Here is a 19,482-nt window from a genome sequence, read left to right on the forward strand (position 1 = left end):
CTCCCACCACAGCCATGCATGCAAACCTGATTGGCGGCACCTGGACCGAAGGCGCCCGCAACTACCGCAACACCAACCCGTCGGACACGCGCGATGTGATCGGCGACTACGCCGTGGCCAGCCGCGAGCAGGCGCTGGAGGCCGTGTCGGCAGCCCACGCGGCCTTCCCGGCATGGAGCGTGTCCACGCCCCAGCAGCGCTTCGACATCCTGGACGCGGTGGGCAACGAGATCATCGCCCGCAAGGCCGAGCTCGGCGACCTGCTGGCCCGCGAAGAAGGCAAGACACTGCCCGAGGCGATCGGCGAAGTGGGCCGCGCGGCCGCCATCTTCAAGTTCTTCGCCGGCGAGGCGCTGCGCCCTGGCGGCGAGCTGGTGCCTTCGGTGCGCCCCGGCGTGGGCATCGAGATCACGCGCGAACCCCTGGGCGTGATCGGCATCATCACGCCGTGGAACTTCCCCATCGCCATCCCCGCCTGGAAGATCGCCCCGGCCCTGGCCTACGGCAACTGCGTGGTGTTCAAGCCCGCCGAAGTGGTGCCCGGCTCCGCCTGGGCGCTGGCCGACATCCTGCACCGCGCAGGCCTGCCGGCCGGCGTGTTCAACCTGGTGATGGGCCGCGGCTCGGACGTGGGCCAGGTGCTGCTGGAAGACGAGCGCATCGCGGGCGTGAGCTTCACCGGATCGGTGGGCACGGGCCAGCGCGTGGCCGCCGCCTGCGTGCCGCGCGGCGCCAAGGTGCAGCTGGAGATGGGCGGCAAGAACCCCTTCGTGGTGCTGGACGACGCCGACCTGGGCGTGGCCGTGGGCGCTGCCGTGAACAGCGGCTTCTTCTCCACCGGCCAGCGCTGCACCGCCAGCAGCCGCGTGATCGTGACCGAGGGCATCCACGACCGCTTCGTGGCCGCCATGATCGAGAAGATGAAGACCCTGAAGGTGGACGACGCCCGCAAGGCCGGCACCGACATCGGCCCCGTGGTGGACGACCGCCAGCTGGCGCAGGACCTGGAATACATCGGCATCGGCCAGCAGGAAGGCGCCAAGCTCGCCTTTGGCGGCGAAGCCCTGGAGAAGAACGCAGACGGCGCGCCCGGCTTCTACCTGCGCCCCGCCCTGTTCACCGAGACCACGCCCGGCATGCGCATCAACCGCGAAGAAATCTTCGGCCCCGTGGTGAGCGTGCAGCGCGTGAAGAACTACGACGAAGCGCTGGCCCTGGCCAACGACACGCAGTTCGGCCTGGCCAGCGGCATCGCCACCACCAGCCTCAAGCACGCCACGCACTTCAAGCGCCACGCCCAGGCCGGCATGGTGATGGTGAACCTGCCCACGGCCGGCGTGGACTACCACGTGCCGTTCGGCGGCCGCAAGAGCAGCAGCTACGGCCCGCGCGAGCAAGGCCGCTACGCCGCGGAGTTCTACACCACCGTGAAGACGGCCTACACCCAGGCCTGACCAGCCCGCACCGCGCCAGCCGCACCCTGCATGGGTACGGCTGCCTGCCCCCCCCGCAACCCCGCCACGGCACTCTGCCTTGGCGGGGTTTCTTTTTGGGCGGGGAGCGATGGCCGCCCCAATCGTTACGCATTGCAACGGTGGGCCGCGGGCCCCGAATGGGCCGCAGGCCGCCCGTATGATCCTGCCCGGACCAGATTCACACAACCAACAGGGCGAGGGGCGCGGGATCCGTATGGCATTCACGATGGAAGGCGTGGTGGCGCTGGCGCCCGACGACGCGTCGGCCAAGGCCGCCAAAGGCCTGGTCTCCCCCGCCAAATGGCCCCTGCTGGGCGCCGACGACAAAGCCGTCTGGGGCGAATGCCAGGGCAGTGGCTCCAAGCCCTACCAGACGCAGGTGGACCTGAACGGCCCCGCCTTCCGCTGCAGTTGCCCGAGCCGCAAGTTTCCGTGCAAGCACGGGCTGGCGCTGCTCATGATCCAGGCGCAGAACCCCCAACTCTTCCAGGCCACACCGCCGCCCGCGTGGGTGAGCGAATGGCTCGGCTCGCGCGCCGACAAGGCGCAGCAAAAGGAAGTGCGCCAAGCCGAGAAGGCCGCCGCCCCCGTGGACGAACAGGCGCAGGCCAAACGCGAAGCCCAGCGCTGGCAGCGCATGGAAACCGCCGCGCAGGAACTGCAGCGCTGGCTGTGCGACCAGGTGAGCCGCGGGCTCGGGTCGCTGAACGCCGAGGTGCTGCAGACCTGGCAGACCATGGCCGCGCGCATGGTGGATGCGCAGGCCCCGGGCCTGGGCGTGCGCATCCGCGAAGCCGCCGCCGGCATCCGTGACGGCGAAGACTGGCCCGAGCGCACGCTGGCGCGCCTGGGCCTCATGCAGCTGGCCTGCGAAGCCCTGCAGCGCCGCGCCAGCCTGCCGCCGGCCCTGCAGGCCGAGCTGCGCGCCATGCTGGGCTGGCCGCACGACAAGGCCGAGGTGCTGGAGCACGGCGAGCGCGTGGACGACCACTGGACCGTGCTGGGCGTGGTGGCCCAGGACCGCGACGACAAGCTCACCGAACGCCGCGTATGGCTGCACGGCGCCCGCAGCCAGCGCCGCGCGCTGCTGTGGGACCACGCCTTCGGCGGCCGGGGTTTCGAGCACTCCTTCTTCGCCGGGACGGGTGTCAGCGCCACGCTGGCCTTCTTCCCCGGCACGGCGGACCTGCGCGCGCAGGTGGTGGACCAGGCAGGCCCTCCGGCCGCCCCGCAGTGGCCCGATGCCGGCACGGCGCACGAATGGGACGGCGTGGCGCGCCGCATCGCCGCCAGCCCCTGGGTGTTCAGCCATCCGGTGGTGATGCACCACGCCGTACCGTTGCTGCGCGACAGCCAGCCGTACCTGCATGCCGACGGGCATCTGCTGCCCCTGGCCGTGGGCGACGCCGACCTGTGGACCCTGCTGGCCGCGACCGGCGGGCACGCGGTGCACCTGGCCTGCGAATGGGACGGCAGCAGCCTGGTGCCGATGACCGCGTGGGAGAGCGCTCCGCCCCAACACCAGGCCGAAGCCCCGGCGCCGTCGCCCCTGTGGCAAAGGAGTGCCGCATGAGCGCCGCATGGACCCCGCTGCTGGCCACCGCGATGGTGGGCACCGAGCGCCAGAGCAGCGCGCAGCCGCACTGGCCCGGCGCCATCGGCCAGTCCATCGACGACGCGATGGCGCAGGCGGCGGATGCACCCACGGCCCTGCTGCGCGCCTCGGGCATGCTGGCGGCCTGCAGCCTGGCGGGGCTGCAGGGCGTGCCCAGCACCCTGCCCGCATCGGCCACCCAGGCAGGGCCCGACACGCGGCCCGCGCTGCAGGCCTGGCCTGACGGCCAGCTGCCGCACCTGATCACCTGGGCGTTGCAGGAGGGGCCGCCCCGGCTGCACCACCAGATCTGCCTGGCGCTGGCCGGGGCGGGGTACCGGCTGCCGCCGCGCCTGTTGCCCGCAGCCCTGGACCTGGGGCGCCGCTCCGTCGCGCTGCGGCCCGTGCTGGCGCCGGTGCTGGGCGAGCGGGGCCGGTGGCTGGCCAGCCAGCGCGAGGACTGGCGCTACGCCGTGGGCGTGAGCGCGTCGGCCCCCGAAGAAACGCGCTGGACCGACGGCAGCCTGGAACAGCGGCGCGCCTTCCTGGCCGCCGAGCGCGCCACGCAGCCCGAGCAGGCCCGCCAGCGGCTCGCGCAGGCGCTGGCCGAGCTGGGCGCCAAAGAGCGCGCCGACCTGGTGGGCGTGCTGGCCGACCAGCTCTCGCTGCAGGACGAGCCGCTGCTCGACGGCCTGCGCACCGACCGCAGCCGCGAGGTGCGCGCCAGCGCGCTGGAGTTGCTGCTGCGCCTGCCCGAGGCCGCCCATCCCCGGCGCGCTGCAGACCGCATGGCCCCGCTGATGCGCCACGAACGCGCGCTGCTGCGCAAGCGCTGGGTCATCGATGCGCCCGAGGCCGTGGGCGCCGACTGGAAAGCCGACAACCTGGACACGCCCCGCCCCCAGCACGAGGCGCTCGGCGAACGTGCCTGGTGGCTGTACCAGCTGGTGCGCCAGGTGCCGCTGGACTGGTGGAGCATGCACACCAGCCTGTCCGCCAGCGAGCTGATCGAGTGGGCCCGGGGCACCGACTGGGCGCAGTCGCTGCTGCGCGGCTGGCGCGACGTGCTGCTCGCAGCGCCGCAGACCGACTGGGCCCAGGCCTTCATCGACACCGGCGCTGCCCACCAGCTGCGCACCGACGTGGCGGCCATCCTGGCGCTGCTGCCCCGCGCCGCACGTGAAAAGATCTGGCAGCAGCGGCTGGACAAGGAGGGCGTGACGGTGCAGCTGTACACCCTTGCGCCGCAGATGCTGGCGGCCTGCCCGCCTGCGGACACCTTGTCGGCCCCGCTGTCCGCGGCGCTGGCAGCCATCCTGCTGCAGCGGGCCCGCCAGGGCACGCTGAGGGACGACTACGGGCTGCGCTCGGACCTGGCGGAGCTGGCCTGCGCGCTGCACCCCGATGTATTGCCCGCGCTGGCCCAGTGGCCGCGCCATGCCGACGAGACCCCTTCCTTTGCCACCGTGGTGCATGACGTGATGCAGGTCATCGCCACACGCCGCGCCCTTCAACCCCTGTCCACGACACCCACCACCCACGCCACGCCATGAGCTCCACACCTTCTTCCGTCATGCGCCAGCACGCCGAGCACCAGTTCGCCGAAGAACTGGCGGAACTGAAAAAGCACGACCAGCGCCAGCGCCCGGACAACTGGGCCCTGTCGCCCTGGGCCGTGGTGCAGTACCTCATGGGCGCCACGCTCGCCAACGGTTTTCAGGTGAGCGCCAAGTACATCGGCAATGCGCGCCTGATGGAGGTCGCCGTGGCCACGCTGGCCACGGACCGGGGCCTGCTGCTGTACGGCGTGCCGGGCACGGCCAAGTCCTGGGTGTCCGAGCATTTGTCGGCCGCGATCAGCGGCGACTCCACCCTGCTCATCCAGGGCACGGCGGGCACCAGCGAAGAGCAGCTGCGCTACGGCTGGAACTACGCCCAACTGCTGGCCCATGGCCCGTCGGAAAAGGCCCTGGTGCCCAGCCCGTTGATGCAGGCCATGCGCGCGGGCAAGATCGCGCGCATCGAAGAGCTCACGCGCATCCCGGCCGACGTGCAGGACAGCCTCATCACCGTGCTGTCCGAAAAGACCCTGCCCATCCCGGAGCTGGGCAGCGAGGTGCAGGCCGTGCGCGGCTTCAGCATCATCGCCACCGCCAACAACCGCGACAAGGGCGTGAACGAGCTGTCGGCTGCGCTCAAGCGCCGCTTCAACACCGTGGTGCTGCCCGTGCCCGGCAATGAGAACGACGAGGTCGCCATTGTGGTCAAGCGCGTGGCCGAGATGGGCCGCGCGCTGCAGCTGCCCGCCGAGCCCCCAGCGCTGAAGGAAGTGCGGCGCATCGTGCAGATCTTCCGCGAGCTGCGCAACGGCAAGACGGAGGACGGCAAGACGCAGATCAAGTCCCCGTCTTCCACGCTGTCCACCGCCGAGGCCATCTCGGTGATCAACAACGGCATGGCGCTGGCGGGGCATTTCGGCGACGGCACGCTGAGCCCGCTGGACGTGGCCTCGGGCCTGATCGGCGCCGTGGTCAAGGACCCGGTGCAGGACCAGGTGGTCTGGAACGAATACCTGGAAACCGTGGTGAAGGAACGCGCCGACTGGAAGGACCTGTACCGCGCCTTCCGCGAAATGGCATGACACAGCCCCCTTGCGCCAGTTGCGCCCATTGCACCACCTGTGCCGGCGGGCTGTGCGCCGTGCCGTGCACCGTGAACCACTGACATGAGCGAACCCCACTACTTCGGCGTGCGCCACCACGGCCCCGGCTGTGCGCGCAGCCTGGTGCGCGCGTTCGAGGCGCTGCGCCCCGACTGCGTGCTGATCGAAGGCCCCCCCGAAGGCGACGCGCTGCTGCCGCTGATGGTGCATGCCGACATGAAGCCGCCGGTGGCCCTGCTCAGCCACGCACCCGACGAAAAAGGCCTGGCGGTGTACCACCCCTTCGCCGTGTTCTCGCCGGAGTGGCAGGCCGCCCTGTGGGCGGTGCAGGCCCAGGTGCCGGTGCGCTTCATCGACCTGCCGGTGGCGCACAGCCTGGGCATCGAGAAAGCGCGTGCGGACGCCGAAAAGGCAGAACAAGCCGACCAGGCGGAACCAGCGGCCGGGAGCGATGCGGAAACCATGCAGGCAGAGCCCGGCAAGGCAGCCGATCCTGTCGCCACAGACGCCACCGAAGAGCCCGTAACTGCAGCCACCCCCACCCATCCGGGCGACGCAGATGCCGACACACCGGACAGCCCCGCAACCGATGCGGACCTGGACCCGCAAGCCGACGCAGAAGACGCACGCGGCGACCCGCTGACCTGGCTGGCGCAGGCCGCAGGCTATGCCGACGGCGAAGCCTGGTGGAACCACATGGTCGAGGAACGCGGCGACGGCGAAGAGCTGTTCGCCGCCATCTCCGAAGCCATGCTGGCGCTGCGCAGCGAGTGGGGCGAGCGCCACCGCAGCCCCGAGGAAGCGCAGCGTGAAGCCTTGCGCGAGGCGCACATGCGCCAGTGCATCCGCGCGGCGCAGAAAGAAGGCTTCGAGCGCATCGCCGTGGTCTGCGGCGCCTGGCACCTGGGGGGCCTGCAGGCCAAGGCCACGGCCAAGGCAGACCAGGCACTGCTCAAGGGCCTGCCCAAGGTCAAGGTGCAGAGCACCTGGGTGCCGTGGACCTACCGCCACCTGGCCCGCGCCAGCGGCTATGGCGCCGGCATCCACGCTCCCGGCTGGTACGAGCACCTGTGGACCAGCCACCAGAGCACGCAGCCGCGCGCCATCGGCTGGCTGGCCCGTGTGGCGCGGCTGATGCGCGAGCGCGACCTGGACTGCTCGTCCGCCCACCTGATCGAGGCCGCGCGGCTGGCCGACACCCTGGCCGCGCTGCGCGAGCGGCCCGCCCCGGGGTTGGAAGAGCTGCACGAGGCCAGCCGCACCGTGCTCACGCTGGGCGACGAGTCGGTGCTGCACTTCATCCACGATGCGCTGGTGGTGGGCGACCGCCTGGGCGCCGTGCCGCCCGACGTGCCCATGGTGCCGCTGCAGCGCGATGTGGAGCAGGCCCAGAAGAGCCTGCGCCTGAAGCCCGAGGCCACGCACAAGACGCTGGACCTGGACCTGCGCAACGCCAACGACCTGGCGCGCAGCCACCTGCTGCACCGCCTGAACCTGCTGGACGTGCCCTGGGGCACGCTGGCCCGTGTGGGGCGCTCGTCGCGCGGCACCTTCCACGAGGTGTGGAACCTGCAGTGGCAGCCCGAGTTCGTGCTGCGCCTCATCGAGGCCAGCCAGTGGGGACAGACACTGGCGCAGGCCGCCACGGCGCGCGTGACCGACGAGTCCGCCCGCGCCGAGAGCCTGGGCGAGCTGTCGTCCCTGGTGGACCGCGTGCTGCTGGCCGACCTGGACACGGCCGTGGCCGCCGCCACGCGCGCGCTGGAAAACCGCGCGGCGCTCACCGGCGATGCGCTGCAGCTGCTGGCCGCGCTGCCGCCGCTGTCCAACGTTTTCCGCTACGGCAATGTGCGGCAGACCGACGCCACGCTGGTCAGCCATGTGCTGGACAGCCTCATCGTGCGCGCGGCCATCAGCCTGCCACTGGCCTGCAGCGCCATCGACGACGACGCCGCCGACCAGCTGCGCGAAAAGCTCCTGGGCGCCCACGCGGCCATCGCACTGCGGCAATCGCCTGAGCAGACCGAGCAGTGGCAGCGTGCGCTGGCCCAGGTGGCTCAGCAGCACCAGAGCGCGCACGAGCTGCTGCAGGGCGTGGCGGTGCGGCTGCTGCTCGACGATGGCGTCTGGTCGGCAGACCAGGTCGGACCCGCGCTGTCGCTGCACCTGTCGGCGGGCGCGGAGCCCGGCAAGGCGGCGGCGTGGCTGGATGGTTTTCTCAACCGCAACGCCGTGGTGCTGCTGCACGATGCCAACGTGTGGCAGTTGGTGGACCAGTGGCTCTCCAGCCTGAATGAAGAACACTTCGTGCGGGTGCTGCCGCTGGTGCGCCGCACGTTCTCGGCGTTCGGCCCGAGCGAGCGGCGCGACCTGGGGCAGCGAGCGAGCCAGGGCGCGCGCACCGCCGCCGCACCGCTGGCCGCCCCCGCATGGGACGAAACCCGCGCGGCCCTGCCGCTGCCGCTGCTGCGCGAACTGATGGGACTGACGGCATGACGACAACCCCGAACCCCACGCCGGCCGCCCAGGCAACGCCATCGGCACCGGCGGCGGACACCGCGCCCACGCCGCTCACCCACGAAGAACGCCTGCGCCGCTGGCGCCTGGTGCTGGGCAGCGAAGCGGCACAAAGCTGCGGCCCCCTGACGGGCCCTGCCGTGGAGATCGACCAGGCCCTGGCGGCGCTGTACGAGGCCGATGGCCCGGGCGGCCTGCAGTCGCGCGAGCGGCGCGGGGGCCGGGGCGCCTCGTCGCCCAGCGTGGCCCGCTGGCTGGGCGACATCCGCAAGTACTTCCCCAGTTCGGTGGTGCAGGTGATGCAGCGCGACGCCATGGAGCGCCTGAACATGCGCGACATGCTGCTGCAGCCCGAGATGCTGGAGACCGTGCAGCCCGACGTGCACCTGGTGGCCAACCTGCTGGCGCTGTCGCACGTGATTCCGGCCGGCACCAAGGACACCGCCCGCATGGTGGTGCGCCGCGTGGTGGACGACCTGATGAAGCGGCTGGAGGACCCCATGCGCTCGGCCGTGAGCGGCGCGCTGGACCGCAGCCAGCGCAACCGCCGCCCGCGCCACTCGGAGATCGACTGGCAGCGCACCATCCGCGCCAACCTCAAGCACTGGCAGCCCGACTACCGCACCGTGGTGCCCGAGACGCTGATCGGCTACGGCCGCAAGGCCCGGCGCCCGCAGCGCGAGGTGGTGCTGTGCATCGACCAGAGCGGCTCCATGGCCAACTCGGTGGTGTACTCCAGCATCTTCGGTGCAGTGCTGGCCAGCCTGCCGGCCGTATCCACCAAGCTCGTGGTGTTCGACACAGCGGTGGTGGACCTGACCGAAAAGCTCGACGACCCGGTGGACGTGCTGTTCGGCGTGCAGCTGGGCGGCGGCACCGACATCAACGGCGCGGTGGCGTACTGCCAGTCCCTCATCAAGGAGCCGCGCAACAGCATCTTCGTGCTGATCTCCGATTTGTACGAAGGCGGCGTCGAGGCCAACCTGCTGCGCCGCGCCGCGGAGCTGGTGGACAGCGGCGTGCAGTTCATCACCCTGCTGGCGCTCAGCGATGAAGGCGCGCCCGCCTACGACCACGCGCTGGCGGCCAAACTGGCCGCGCTGGGCGTGCCCTCGTTCGCGTGCACGCCCGACGCCTTTCCGCAGCTGATGGCCGCGGCGATCCGGCGCGACGACATCAACGCGTGGGCGGCGACCCAGGGCATGGTGACGAGCGCCAAGGCGCGGTGAGTGCGCCTTGCAGACTGCAGGAGCAACGCCAGCGCCCCCCAGTCTGCGGCGCCCAACGCACGGGCAGCAGGGCCAGTTACCGCCAGCGCCACAGAGGTTACGGCACGGTGTTCGCTCCTGAAGACTATCGATCCAAACGACCTCCCGCCGCTTGATGGATCAGCGCCAATAGCTATATTTTTTATAGCACATCGCATTGAGATCATCGAGAGGCGCGCACGCCGCCTGCAGTGCCTCGCCCGGCGATCCGGGGCATGCGCGGTTATCATCGCGCCCCATGACCGCCACCCGACGAACCTTCTCTGCGCTGCGCCTGTGGGTGCTCGCATGGTTCGTGGCGTCGATGGGCATGGCCGTGGCGACCCCGTTCGTCAACCCGCAGACCATCGAAGTGATCTGCTCGGGCGCCGGCACCATCAAGCTTTTGGTGCAGACCGACGACGGCACGGTGGAGATGGCCGCCACCCCCATGGACTGCCCACTGTGCGCCACGCCGGCTGCACCACCGCCGGCTGCGGTGACCCTTCCGCTCCCCTACCACCCGCTGGCCCATGCGCTGCAGCCGGTGGAGGCCGCCCGCATTGCGGCGGCCACGGCAGCGCCGCTGCCGGCCCGCGGCCCGCCCGCACGCTCGTGAGCTGACACGCCTTCGCAGCGCCGCGTTCCTGGTGGGACGGCACTGCATCCCTGTCCGTACCAACGCGCCAGCGCATCCTGTGGGGTGGGCTGCGCGGTTCATTCCGAGCGTTTTTTTCATGTCCCGTACCTCCCCCCGCCGCACTGCGGCCACCCGCGCCTGCGCGCCCCGTTTCGCTGACAGCGCCTGCCTGCAGCCCGTAGGCCGCTCATTGACCCTGTCGCCCTCGCCCATCTACAGCGGCGTCCTGGCCCTGCTGGCGCTGGGCCCGCTGGCAGCAGCCCAGGCGCAAGACGCCACGCCGACACCCACGCTGCAGAGCGTGACCGTGGCCGAGCCCGCTGCATCGGCTGGCGGCAAGCTGCAGCTCGACACCCCCACCGAGACCGGCAGCCGCCTGGGCCTCACGGCGCGCGAGACCCCGGCCGCCGTCACCGTGGTGGACCGCGCCACCATCGACGCGCGCGGCGCGCAGGACACGCAAGAGATCCTGCGGGGCATCCCGGGCGTCACCGCCCACAACGCACCCGGCTCCATGGCCGCCAACTACCGGGGCTTCACGGCCAACTCGGTGGCGCAGCTGTACAACGGCATCAACCCACAGTACGGCAGCGCCACGCGCGCGGTGGACAGCTGGATCTACGACCGGGTTGAGGCCATCGGCGGGGCGTCGAGCTTTTTGTTCGGCGCGGGCGGCGTGGGCGGCTCGATCAACTACATCACCAAGACGGCCGATCGCAGCGACTTCGCCGAAGGCCAGGTGCGCCTGGGCTCCTACGGGCACAAGGAGGTGTCCGTGGGCCTGAACCGGCGCATCGCCGCAAGCACCGATGGCACCGGCCCGGCGCACTTCGCACGCATCGACCTGAACCACCGCGACGCCGGCAGCTGGACGCACGGCACAAAAACCCAGGCCACACAGCTAGCCACCTCGCTGCTGTCGGACCTGGGCGGCGGCTTCACCCACACGCTGGCCTACGAGTACCAGAAGGACCATGTGGACCGCCCCTCCTGGGGCACGCCCGTGCTCAACCCCGCCGTGGGCGCGCTGCGCATCGACCGGGCCACGCGCTTTGCGAACTACAACAGCGCCGACGGCATGTACGGGCACCGCGTGCAGTGGCTGCGCTCGGTGTCGCAGTGGCGCGTGTCGGACGCACTGCAGTTCACGAATACACTGTACTCGTACGACGCGCTGCGCGACTACCGCAACGTGGAGATCTACACCTTCAACGCGGCCAACACGGCCGTCGTGCGCACCTCGCCCTACCTGCAGCGCCACGACCAGCAACTGGTGGGCAACCGGCTGGAGGGCACCCACCAGGGCCAGCTCGCGGGCCGCCGAAGCGACTGGGCCTTTGGCCTCGACGTGAGCGTGAACAAGCAGACGCGCTTTCCGCTGGGCCCTTCGGTCACGGTGAGCACGGTCAACCCCTACCAGTTCTCGACCGAGAACTTCTTCGACATCCCCGGCATGTCGCCGGTACTGAGCGCCGACAAGGACAACAAGGCCACCACCACCGCGCTGTACATCGAGAACCGCACGGCCGTGGTGCCGGGCGTGAACCTCGTCAGCGCGCTGCGGCACGAGCGCATCGGGCTCGACCTGGTCAACCGCCGCGCCGTCACGGCCGCCGCGCCCGCCACGTTCAGCCGCAGCTACAGCCCCACCACCGGCCGCCTGGGCGTGGTGTGGGACATCGCGCCCGGCGCCAACCTGTACGCCCAGGCCTCCAACGCGGCCGACCCGCCCTCGGGCTCGCTGGCATCGGCCTCGTTCGCCGACGTGCGCAACAACAGCGAGCTGACCACCGGCCGCCAGGTCGAGGTGGGCAGCAAGTGGGACTTCTGGGACGGCAAGGGCAGCGCCACGGTGGCGGCCTTCGAGATCCGCCGCAAGAACATCGCCACGCAAGACACGGCCAACCCCAACCTCATGGTGCTGGTGGGCGAGCAATCGTCCAAAGGCATCGAGCTGGCGGCCGGCGTGCGCCCCAGCGCGCAGTGGCAGCTGCAAGGCAACCTGTCGCTCACCCGCGCACGCTACGAGCACTTCGTGCAGGGCGGCGTCTCGCGCGCGGGCAACGTGCCGGCCCTGGTGCCGCAGGCCGTGGCCAACCTGTGGGCGTCGTATGCCGTCACGCCCGCCATCACGGCCAGCGCCGGGGTGCGCCATGTGGGCAAGGTGTATGGCAACGCGGCCAACACCAAGTTCTGGCCCTCGTACACGCTGCTGGACCTGGGCCTGGCGTGGAAGGTCAGCCCCACCACCACCCTCACCGGCCGCATCCGCAACGCCACCGACCGCATCTACGCCGCCGAAACGCGCGACCAGGTGTACCTGGGCGCGCCCCGCACGCTGGACGTGACGCTGCACACCGCCTTCTGACGCAGGGAGCCCACGCACATGCTGCATGCCAAGCGTTGGCTGTATCTGGTTCACCGGTGGCTGGGCGTGCTGCTGTGCGCCTTCTTCGCCATGTGGTTCGTCTCGGGCGTGGTGATGATGTACGTGGGCTACCCCAAGCTCACGCAGGCCGAGCGGCTGGCGCACCTGCCGCCGCTGCGCCCTGCCACGCAGGGGCCCGACCGCGTGCTGGAGCCTGCCGAGGCGCTGCAGCGCGCGGGCATCACCGGCCCGTTGCAGGACCTGCGGCTGGCCGTGGCGAGCGCTGGCCGCGCCGTGTACCTGGTGGTGCCGGCGACGGCGCAGGCATCGCCAACAGCCCCCGCGTCAAAGGCCGCATTCCCGCGCAGGCCGCCGGCCCCGGCTGTCATCGACGCCATCACCGGCGCCGTGCTGCAGCAGGTGGATGCACAGCACGCCGTCGCTTCCGCGAGCGCCTTTGCACAGGGCGCTGCAGGCTCCATCCAGCACCTGGGCACGGTGGACGAAGATGCGTTCACCCACTCCCGCGCCCTGGACGTGCACCGCCCGCTGCACCGCCTGCACCTGGGCGACGCGGTCGGCACCGTCGTCTACGTATCGGGCACCACCGGCGAGGTGGTGCGCGACGCCACGCTGCAGGAGCGCGTGTGGAACTACGCAGGCGCCTGGATCCACTGGCTGTACCCGCTGCGGGGCAATGTGTTCAACCCCTACTGGACGGACATCGTCAACTGGCTGTCCATCGCAGGCATCGTGCTGACAGTGACGGGCACCGTGGTGGGCGTGATGCGCTGGCGCTTTGCGGGCCGCTACAAGACCGGTGCACGCACGCCGTACCGCGGCTTCATGATGCGCTGGCACCATGTGTTCGGCCTGGTGTTTGCGCTCGTCACCTTCACCTGGATCTTCAGCGGCCTCATGTCCATGAACCCCTGGAAGATCTTCGACAGCGGCGCCGCCCCGCTGCGCACCGAGGCGATGCACGGCGGCCCCCTGGTGCTGCCCGCGCCCGCCGCCAGCGTGCCCGCGCTCTTGGCCGCCGCATCGCCCAACACCCGCGAGCTGCGCTGGACGCAGACCGCCGGCCACGCCCTGGTACAGGCACACAGCCCCACCGGCGCGCCCCTGGTACTGCACGCGGGCACAGGCGCCCCCCACGCCTGGCAGCCCGGCGCACTGGCCCACGCCGCCGCCCAACTGCTGCCCTACCCGGTGGTGCGCACCGACACCCTGCAGGCCTACGACCTGCACTACTACGACCGCGCCGCCCACACCATGACCGGCGGCGGCGACAAGCCACTGCCTGTGCTTCGCGTGGTGTTCGACGACCCCCATGCCACCTGGGTCCACATCGACCCGCACACCGGCGCAGTGCTGGGCCGCACCGACACCCACCGCCGCACCAGCCGCTGGCTGTTTGCCATGCTGCACAGCTGGGACTGGCTGCCTTTGCTGGAGCGCAGGCCCCTGTGGGATGTGGTGCTGATCGTGCTGAGCCTGGGCGGTGCGGTGATGAGCGTGACCGGGGTGGTGATCGGGTGGCGCAGGCTGGGGTTGAAGCTGCGCGGCGGCTAGCGTGATGGGCTCGACAGACCGCTTGCAGCGCCATGACCTCGCGCTCTGCGTAGGCCGGCGTCATCCTCTTTCGCTGCACCTCGCTAAATGCCTTCTGCGCTGCGCAAGTAGTGGTGATTGAAACCCTGATGTCGTCATACGGACCACATGGCCCCTTCGATGAAAAATTTCTTCCAATTGCTATCAGGGCGCACTTTCTAGCCTTTTTAGACCTCGTTGCATCAACCGATGCTGCATCGTCACCAGCTACGTTGGAACCGCTCCCACAGATGATGGAATGGCCCAAGTTCGGTGCTACCCGCACCAACCGACCAATTCGCAACGTGGGATGAAAATGGGAGCAACAGCACAACAAAGGATCACTGGCGCTGTGGGAGATGCAGGCCTGAATAAGCCAACTGACGTGATAGCCATACAGCGCCTTCTCAACGGGCACTTGGCGAGAGATAACGGCAGCAGGCAGCTGGCGGTGGATGGAAAGATGTCGACCGAACTCCTTGAAGCCATAACGTCGTTCCAAATAGCTGGCGACATCGCTGCCATACGGCCCGGCCGCGTTGAACCGGGGAGCCCTACGCTGTGGATGCTCAATCAGAGACCGGACGCTTTTGGATACGAGCGAAGGCGGATGCGGCTGAAGATGTCACTCACCATGACAGAGCCTCAACAGAGCATTGAGGTTTTTGTATTTGACGCCATCATGAGCAGCCCTGGGTCGCAGTTCGGACATGCCGCAATCGACATTGACGGCACTACCTACTCCCGTGCGCACACAAAATATGCAAAGCTTGGGCGCGACGACTACATCACAAGCAACTTGACGCGGGTGAAACGCGATGTGGTGTCACTGACTCTGCGTGTCACTCGCCAGGAAAAAGCGATCATCAAGGCCGAGCTGGACAAGCGTGTTGCAGCTCAAGCGCCTTACGACATCGCGGTCAATAGTTGTTCCACCAATGTGGCAGACGTTCTGGAAAAGGTCGGCATACTGGCCCATGACCCACGCTTTCAACTGATGCCATCCAGCACAAAATTGGTGACCCCCAAGGAGCTGCTGATTATTCTTTCCCGCTCGGATCGGTTGATCAAGCGCACTAACTATTCAAAATCGAAATGACCAGGGTTTTGCAAATGGCGATGCTGTCATGCCTGTCTATCTTGTGTGCCTGCACCGACCCGCCACAGCCGCCTCAGGGCCGTTGGGAGGCCACTGGCCCGGTCAATTTCTATGCCGAAAGCGACGACAGGTTCACCGTGAAATTCCATTTGGCCAAGGGTGATGTCTGTGCCATAAGTCCAGACGTTAAGGTGACCAAATCCTTGGGCTACCAGAAAGTGGTTTGCCCGCAGGGTGATGGATGGATCATCAACGACTATCCATTCAGGAAGCTGGATTAGTCTCTGACGACCTGAAGATTGCGTGCGCGATTACCAGGGCTCGAATTGCTGTGGAAAGGTTACGAAAGCGCACAGCGCCGACCTACCCACTCATCAGCGGCTGCGCAGCGTGCGGCTCAGCAAAATCACCGGCACCAAACCCACGGCCACCAGCGCCAGCGACGGCAGCGCCGCCTCGCCCAGGCGCTCGTCGCGCGCCAGCTGGTAGGCCACCACGGCCAGCGTGTCGCTGTTGAAGGGCCGCAGCACCATGGTGGCGGGCAGCTCCTTCATCACATCCACGAACACCAGCAGCGCCGCCGCGGCGGTGGAGCGCTTGAGCAGCGGCCAGTGCACCTGCGACAGCAGCCGCGCGCTGCCCGCGCCCAGCATGCGGGCCGAGGCATCGAGGTTGGGGGGGATGCGCGCATAGCCGCTTTGCATGGACTGCAACGCCACAGCGCAAAAGCGCACCAGGTACGCCCACACGATGCCGAACGCCGTGGCCGTGACCAGCGCGCCCACGCCCCATTGCGGCACCGCCGCCTGCAGCCAGCCCACGGGCAGCAGCAGGCCCACCACGATCACCGCGCCCGGCACGGCGTAGCCCACGCTGGCCAGTTGCACCACACCGCGGGTGATGCGGTCGGGCTGGCGGCGCAGCGCAAACGCCAGGCCCAGCGCCACGACCACGGCCAGGCCGGCGGTGATGCCGCCCAGGCGCACGCTGTTCCAGGCCCAGCCCACGAAGCGCTCCCACGGCAGCACCGACCAGTCGGCTGCCAGCGGGCGCAGCATGAAGAACACCGGCGCCACGAAGCCCAGGACCACCGGGACCAGGCAGATGGCCCAGGCGGCTGCGCAGCGCGCACCGCGCAGCCGCACGGGCTGCGCCTCGGCCGAGCCCGCGCGGCCGCCGCTGGCCGCAAAGCGCATGCGCTTTTGCGCGCGGTGCTCCATGTGCAGCAGCAGCATCACCAGCACCAGCAGGATGGTGGCCAGCTGCGCGGCGGCCAGCCGGTTGTCCATGGACAGCCAGGCCTTGTAGATGCCGGTGGTGAAGGTCTGGATGCCGAAGTAGCTGGTGACGCCGAAGTCGGCCAGCGTCTCCATCAGCACCAGCGCCACCCCGGCGGCCACTGCGGGGCGCGCCAGCGGCAGGGCCACGGTGCGGATGCGGCGGGACAGCGGCGCGCCCAGCAGCCGCGCGGCTTCCATGAGGTGCGCTGCGCGCTCGCCCAGCGCGGTGCGGGCCAGCAGGTAGACGTACGGATACAACGAGAAGATGAACACCCACACAGCGCCGCCCAGGCTGCGCACCTCGGGCAGCAGGCGGCCTTCCAGCCCGAAGGTGTTGCGCAGCCCCACCTGCAGCGGCCCGCTGAACTGCAAGAAGTCGGTGTACGCATACGCGGTGACATACGCCGGCATGGCCAGCGGCAGCAGCAGCAGCCATTCGAAAGTGCGCCGGCCCGGAAAGTCGAACAGCGTCACCATCGCCGCCGTGCCCGTGCCGACGATGGCCGCCCCCACCGCCACCAGCACGCTGAGCCACAGCGTGGTCCACACATAGCCGGGCAGCACGGTGGACGCCATCTCGCGCAGGATGCTGCCCGCCTGCGCGTCGCCCTGGCCGAACGGCAGCCACGACGCCAGCACCGCCAGCACGGGCAGCGACAGGAAACCGGCAAACAGGATCAGCGGGATGGAGCGAAGGGCGAAGGAGATGCGGCGCAAGGCAGGGGGCTCGGCGAAGGAGTCAGGGAATCAGGGACCAGGGACGCACGCCCGGCGTGGCAGGGCCAGGCATGGTTCGGGAATGCAAATGCGAATTTTAAGCATTCGTGCGTACGCCTAGAATTGGGGCATGTTTCTTGAGGTCTCCCAACTCGACGTGCGCTATGCCGGCCGCGCGCAGGCCGCCGTGCAAGGCGTCACTCTCAGCCTCAATGCAGGCGATATCGGCGTGCTGATCGGCCCGTCGGGCTGCGGCAAGACCACGCTGCTGCGCGCGGTGGCCGGGCTGGAGCCCGTGGCCGGCGGCCAGATCCGCCTGACCCAGCAGGTGGTGAGCAGCGCCACCGTGAGCGTGCCGCCCGAAGAGCGGCGCATCGGCATGGTGTTCCAGGACTACGCGCTGTTCCCGCATCTGTCCGTGGGCCGCAACGTGGCGTTCGGCATCCACCGGTTGTCCAAGGCCGAGCAGGCTGCGCGCGTGGCCGAGGTGCTGGAGCTGGTGGGCCTGGCAGGCAGCGAGAACCGCTTTCCGCACGAACTGTCGGGCGGCCAGCAGCAGCGCGTGGCGCTGGCCCGGGCCCTGGCGCCGCGCCCCCAGCTCATGCTGCTGGACGAGCCGTTTTCCAACCTGGACGTGGACCTGCGCGAGCGGCTCGCGCACGAGGTGCGCGGCATCCTGAAGGCCGCGGGCGCCACGGCGCTGTTCGTGACGCACGACCAGCTCGAAGCCTTTGCCATCGGCGATGTGATCGGCGTGATGCACGAAGGCCATCTGCACCAATGGGACGACGCGTACACGCTGTACCACCGCCCGGCCACCCGCTTCGTGGCCGACTTCATCGGGCACGGCGTGTTCGCGCCCGCCACGCTGGTGCAGCGCGGTGACAACGTGATCGCGCAGACGCCGCTGGGCGAGCTGACCGACCTGGAGGAATGCCCGCTGCCCGGCAGCTACGCGGGCGGCGAGTGCGACGTGCTGCTGCGCGCCGACGACGTGGTGCACGACGACGCCGCCCCGGTGCAGGCGCAGATCCTGCGCAAGTCGTTCCGCGGGTCGGAGTTCTTGTACACGCTGCGCCTGGCCAGCGGCCACACCGTGCTGGCCCATGTGCCCAGCCACCACAACCATGCGCTGGGCGAGTGGATCGGCATTCGCGCGCAGGTGGACCATGTGGTGACCTTCCCGCGCGCATGATGGCCGGAATTTGATCCAAAACGGGCTCTACCGCTTGTCCATCAAGCGCAAGCAGCTATCATTTTTGATGAAACAGCGCTGCGATTTTTCAGTCCAGAAAGCGTGCAGCGGTCTCGGGCGAAGGCACCATGCACACCTCTGACCGCCCCCAGATCCGGTAGCGGTTGCGCGCCACCCAGCGGTAGAGCGCATCGCGCAGCGGTGCGGGCACCAGCCACCCCACCCACGCCAGCCGCCACGGCCAGCCCAGCGCGTGCAGCACGCGCAGGATGGCGGCGGTGTGCTGCCAGCTGCGGGCGCCATCGATGACCAGCAGGGTCTGCAACGAGTCCACCCGCAGGCCGGCGTCGGCCAGCAACTGCCGACCCGTGGCCCCCTGCATGGACGCGAAACGGATGCGCCCGGCGCGGTCGTGCCGCAGGATGAACTGCACCCAGCCGTTGCACAGCAGGCACTGCGCGTCGAATACCACGATCATGCGGACGCCTCCTGCCCAGCCGGCACGGCCGGCGCGATCGGCACGACCAGGTGGCCCCGGTAGTGCACCACCCGCCCCACCCAGGGAACGGTGGCCTGCACATGAAAGTGCAGCGTGTCGCCCTGCCCCGTCTCCTCGGCCACGATCTGCGGGCGCAGCCATGCGGGGCACGGAACGCCCAGAAAGTGCAGGCTCTCCAGTCGCATGACCAAGCGGCCCTGTGCCTCGACCAAGGTGAAGCCCAGGCGCGCCGCACCCAGGTGCTCGACCACCTGGCCGCCCGATGCGCGCAGCGTCGAGCGCATGGTGCGCGCGGGAAAGTGGCGGGTCCACACCTCGGCGAGCGGCGTGGCCTGAAGCTCGAAGACGATGCTGCCGCGCACCGATGCCTGCGGCGCCCCCAGCGCCCAGGCCAGAACACGGCCCATGGCGCCCGCGGGGGCCTCTACCGCGACCTGCCCGTGCAGCCGGTGCTGGCCCGACAGGCTGTGAAAACGCGCCAGCGCCGGTGCCAGGCGCGCGAAGGCCGGGCCCATGGCGCGCTGGTACATAGGCAAGGGGTGGGAGGGTGCGGACGTGTCGGGCATGGGCAAAGTGAGGGTATCAGTCCAGCGAAG

General features: G+C 69.7%; 14 protein-coding genes. 11 read left to right on the top strand and 3 right to left on the bottom strand.

Annotation, left to right across the window (positions count from 1 at the left end):
* Nucleotides 1-14 precede the first annotated feature (14 nt).
* The 10 genes from ACSQ3N_RS21365 to ACSQ3N_RS21410 all read left to right on the top strand — a co-directional run bounded on the left by ACSQ3N_RS21365 (nt 15) and on the right by ACSQ3N_RS21410 (nt 15,195).
* Nucleotides 15-1,454: an aldehyde dehydrogenase family protein gene (locus ACSQ3N_RS21365; protein ID WP_436147397.1), complete on the top strand. Its 1,440-nt coding sequence runs from the start codon at nt 15-17 to the stop codon at nt 1,452-1,454.
* Nucleotides 1,455-1,689: 235 nt separating this feature from the next.
* Nucleotides 1,690-3,048 carry an SWIM zinc finger family protein gene (locus ACSQ3N_RS21370; protein ID WP_436147398.1) on the top strand — a complete coding sequence of 453 codons (1,359 nt, stop codon included), beginning with the start codon at nt 1,690-1,692 and terminating at the stop codon, nt 3,046-3,048.
* Nucleotides 3,045-4,622, top strand: coding sequence for a DUF5691 domain-containing protein (locus ACSQ3N_RS21375; protein WP_436147399.1), 1,578 nt, complete (start codon nt 3,045-3,047; stop codon nt 4,620-4,622). Before ACSQ3N_RS21370 ends, ACSQ3N_RS21375 begins: the two co-directional genes overlap by 4 nt.
* Nucleotides 4,619-5,710 carry an AAA family ATPase gene (locus ACSQ3N_RS21380; protein ID WP_396503152.1) on the top strand — a complete coding sequence of 364 codons (1,092 nt, stop codon included), beginning with the start codon at nt 4,619-4,621 and terminating at the stop codon, nt 5,708-5,710. The genes ACSQ3N_RS21375 and ACSQ3N_RS21380 overlap by 4 nt, the downstream gene beginning before the upstream one ends.
* An 84-nt stretch (nt 5,711-5,794) precedes the next feature.
* Nucleotides 5,795-8,227, top strand: coding sequence for a DUF5682 family protein (locus tag ACSQ3N_RS21385; RefSeq protein WP_436147400.1), 2,433 nt, complete (start codon nt 5,795-5,797; stop codon nt 8,225-8,227).
* Nucleotides 8,224-9,477 (top strand): vWA domain-containing protein, encoded by a 1,254-nt coding sequence (locus tag ACSQ3N_RS21390; protein WP_056167555.1) that lies wholly within the window; start codon nt 8,224-8,226, stop codon nt 9,475-9,477. The genes ACSQ3N_RS21385 and ACSQ3N_RS21390 overlap by 4 nt, the downstream gene beginning before the upstream one ends.
* 277 nt (nt 9,478-9,754) lie before the next feature.
* Entirely contained in the window at nt 9,755-10,114 is a 360-nt protein-coding gene (locus ACSQ3N_RS21395; RefSeq protein WP_056167551.1) for a DUF2946 family protein, read from the top strand.
* A gap of 118 nt (nt 10,115-10,232) precedes the next feature.
* Nucleotides 10,233-12,503 (top strand): TonB-dependent receptor, encoded by a 2,271-nt coding sequence (locus ACSQ3N_RS21400; protein ID WP_436147401.1) that lies wholly within the window; start codon nt 10,233-10,235, stop codon nt 12,501-12,503.
* Between the two features lie 18 nt (nt 12,504-12,521).
* Nucleotides 12,522-14,078, top strand: a complete 1,557-nt coding sequence (locus tag ACSQ3N_RS21405; protein WP_436147402.1) for a PepSY domain-containing protein — start codon at nt 12,522-12,524, stop codon at nt 14,076-14,078.
* Between the two features lie 328 nt (nt 14,079-14,406).
* Nucleotides 14,407-15,195 carry a hypothetical protein gene (locus ACSQ3N_RS21410; RefSeq protein ID WP_436147403.1) on the top strand — a complete coding sequence of 263 codons (789 nt, stop codon included), beginning with the start codon at nt 14,407-14,409 and terminating at the stop codon, nt 15,193-15,195.
* 374 nt (nt 15,196-15,569) lie between these two features.
* On the opposite strand, the gene ACSQ3N_RS21415 is transcribed toward ACSQ3N_RS21410, so the two are convergent.
* Nucleotides 15,570-17,192, bottom strand: a complete 1,623-nt coding sequence (locus ACSQ3N_RS21415) for an ABC transporter permease (RefSeq protein ID WP_436147404.1) — start codon at nt 17,190-17,192, stop codon at nt 15,570-15,572.
* 130 nt (nt 17,193-17,322) lie between these two features.
* Between ACSQ3N_RS21415 and ACSQ3N_RS21420 the strand changes: the two genes are divergently transcribed.
* Nucleotides 17,323-18,387 carry an ABC transporter ATP-binding protein gene (locus ACSQ3N_RS21420; RefSeq protein WP_396503161.1) on the top strand — a complete coding sequence of 355 codons (1,065 nt, stop codon included), beginning with the start codon at nt 17,323-17,325 and terminating at the stop codon, nt 18,385-18,387.
* An 88-nt stretch (nt 18,388-18,475) separates the two neighbouring features.
* Here the strand turns inward: ACSQ3N_RS21420 and ACSQ3N_RS21425 are convergent, their stop codons facing one another.
* On the bottom strand, nt 18,476-18,865 hold the full coding sequence (locus ACSQ3N_RS21425; protein WP_056417742.1) for a thiol-disulfide oxidoreductase DCC family protein: 390 nt from the start codon (nt 18,863-18,865) through the stop codon (nt 18,476-18,478).
* Nucleotides 18,862-19,452, bottom strand: a complete 591-nt coding sequence (locus ACSQ3N_RS21430) for a DUF4166 domain-containing protein (RefSeq protein ID WP_436147405.1) — start codon at nt 19,450-19,452, stop codon at nt 18,862-18,864. Before ACSQ3N_RS21430 ends, ACSQ3N_RS21425 begins: the two co-directional genes overlap by 4 nt.
* Nucleotides 19,453-19,482: the final 30 nt, after the last annotated feature.

It is taken from the genome of Acidovorax sp. LjRoot194 (genome assembly GCF_964253015.1).
In the GTDB taxonomy this organism is placed as follows: domain Bacteria; phylum Pseudomonadota; class Gammaproteobacteria; order Burkholderiales; family Burkholderiaceae_C; genus Acidovorax.

Coding starts and splice junctions, on each gene's coding strand:
- ACSQ3N_RS21365 (WP_436147397.1), top strand. CDS start 15: ATGCATGCAAACCTGATTGGCGGCACCTGGACCGAAGGCGCCCGCAAC.
- ACSQ3N_RS21370 (WP_436147398.1), top strand. CDS start 1,690: ATGGCATTCACGATGGAAGGCGTGGTGGCGCTGGCGCCCGACGACGCG.
- ACSQ3N_RS21375 (WP_436147399.1), top strand. CDS start 3,045: ATGAGCGCCGCATGGACCCCGCTGCTGGCCACCGCGATGGTGGGCACC.
- ACSQ3N_RS21380 (WP_396503152.1), top strand. CDS start 4,619: ATGAGCTCCACACCTTCTTCCGTCATGCGCCAGCACGCCGAGCACCAG.
- ACSQ3N_RS21385 (WP_436147400.1), top strand. CDS start 5,795: ATGAGCGAACCCCACTACTTCGGCGTGCGCCACCACGGCCCCGGCTGT.
- ACSQ3N_RS21390 (WP_056167555.1), top strand. CDS start 8,224: ATGACGACAACCCCGAACCCCACGCCGGCCGCCCAGGCAACGCCATCG.
- ACSQ3N_RS21395 (WP_056167551.1), top strand. CDS start 9,755: ATGACCGCCACCCGACGAACCTTCTCTGCGCTGCGCCTGTGGGTGCTC.
- ACSQ3N_RS21400 (WP_436147401.1), top strand. CDS start 10,233: ATGTCCCGTACCTCCCCCCGCCGCACTGCGGCCACCCGCGCCTGCGCG.
- ACSQ3N_RS21405 (WP_436147402.1), top strand. CDS start 12,522: ATGCTGCATGCCAAGCGTTGGCTGTATCTGGTTCACCGGTGGCTGGGC.
- ACSQ3N_RS21410 (WP_436147403.1), top strand. CDS start 14,407: ATGAAAATGGGAGCAACAGCACAACAAAGGATCACTGGCGCTGTGGGA.
- ACSQ3N_RS21420 (WP_396503161.1), top strand. CDS start 17,323: ATGTTTCTTGAGGTCTCCCAACTCGACGTGCGCTATGCCGGCCGCGCG.
- ACSQ3N_RS21425 (WP_056417742.1), bottom strand. CDS start 18,865: ATGATCGTGGTATTCGACGCGCAGTGCCTGCTGTGCAACGGCTGGGTG.
- ACSQ3N_RS21430 (WP_436147405.1), bottom strand. CDS start 19,452: ATGCCCGACACGTCCGCACCCTCCCACCCCTTGCCTATGTACCAGCGC.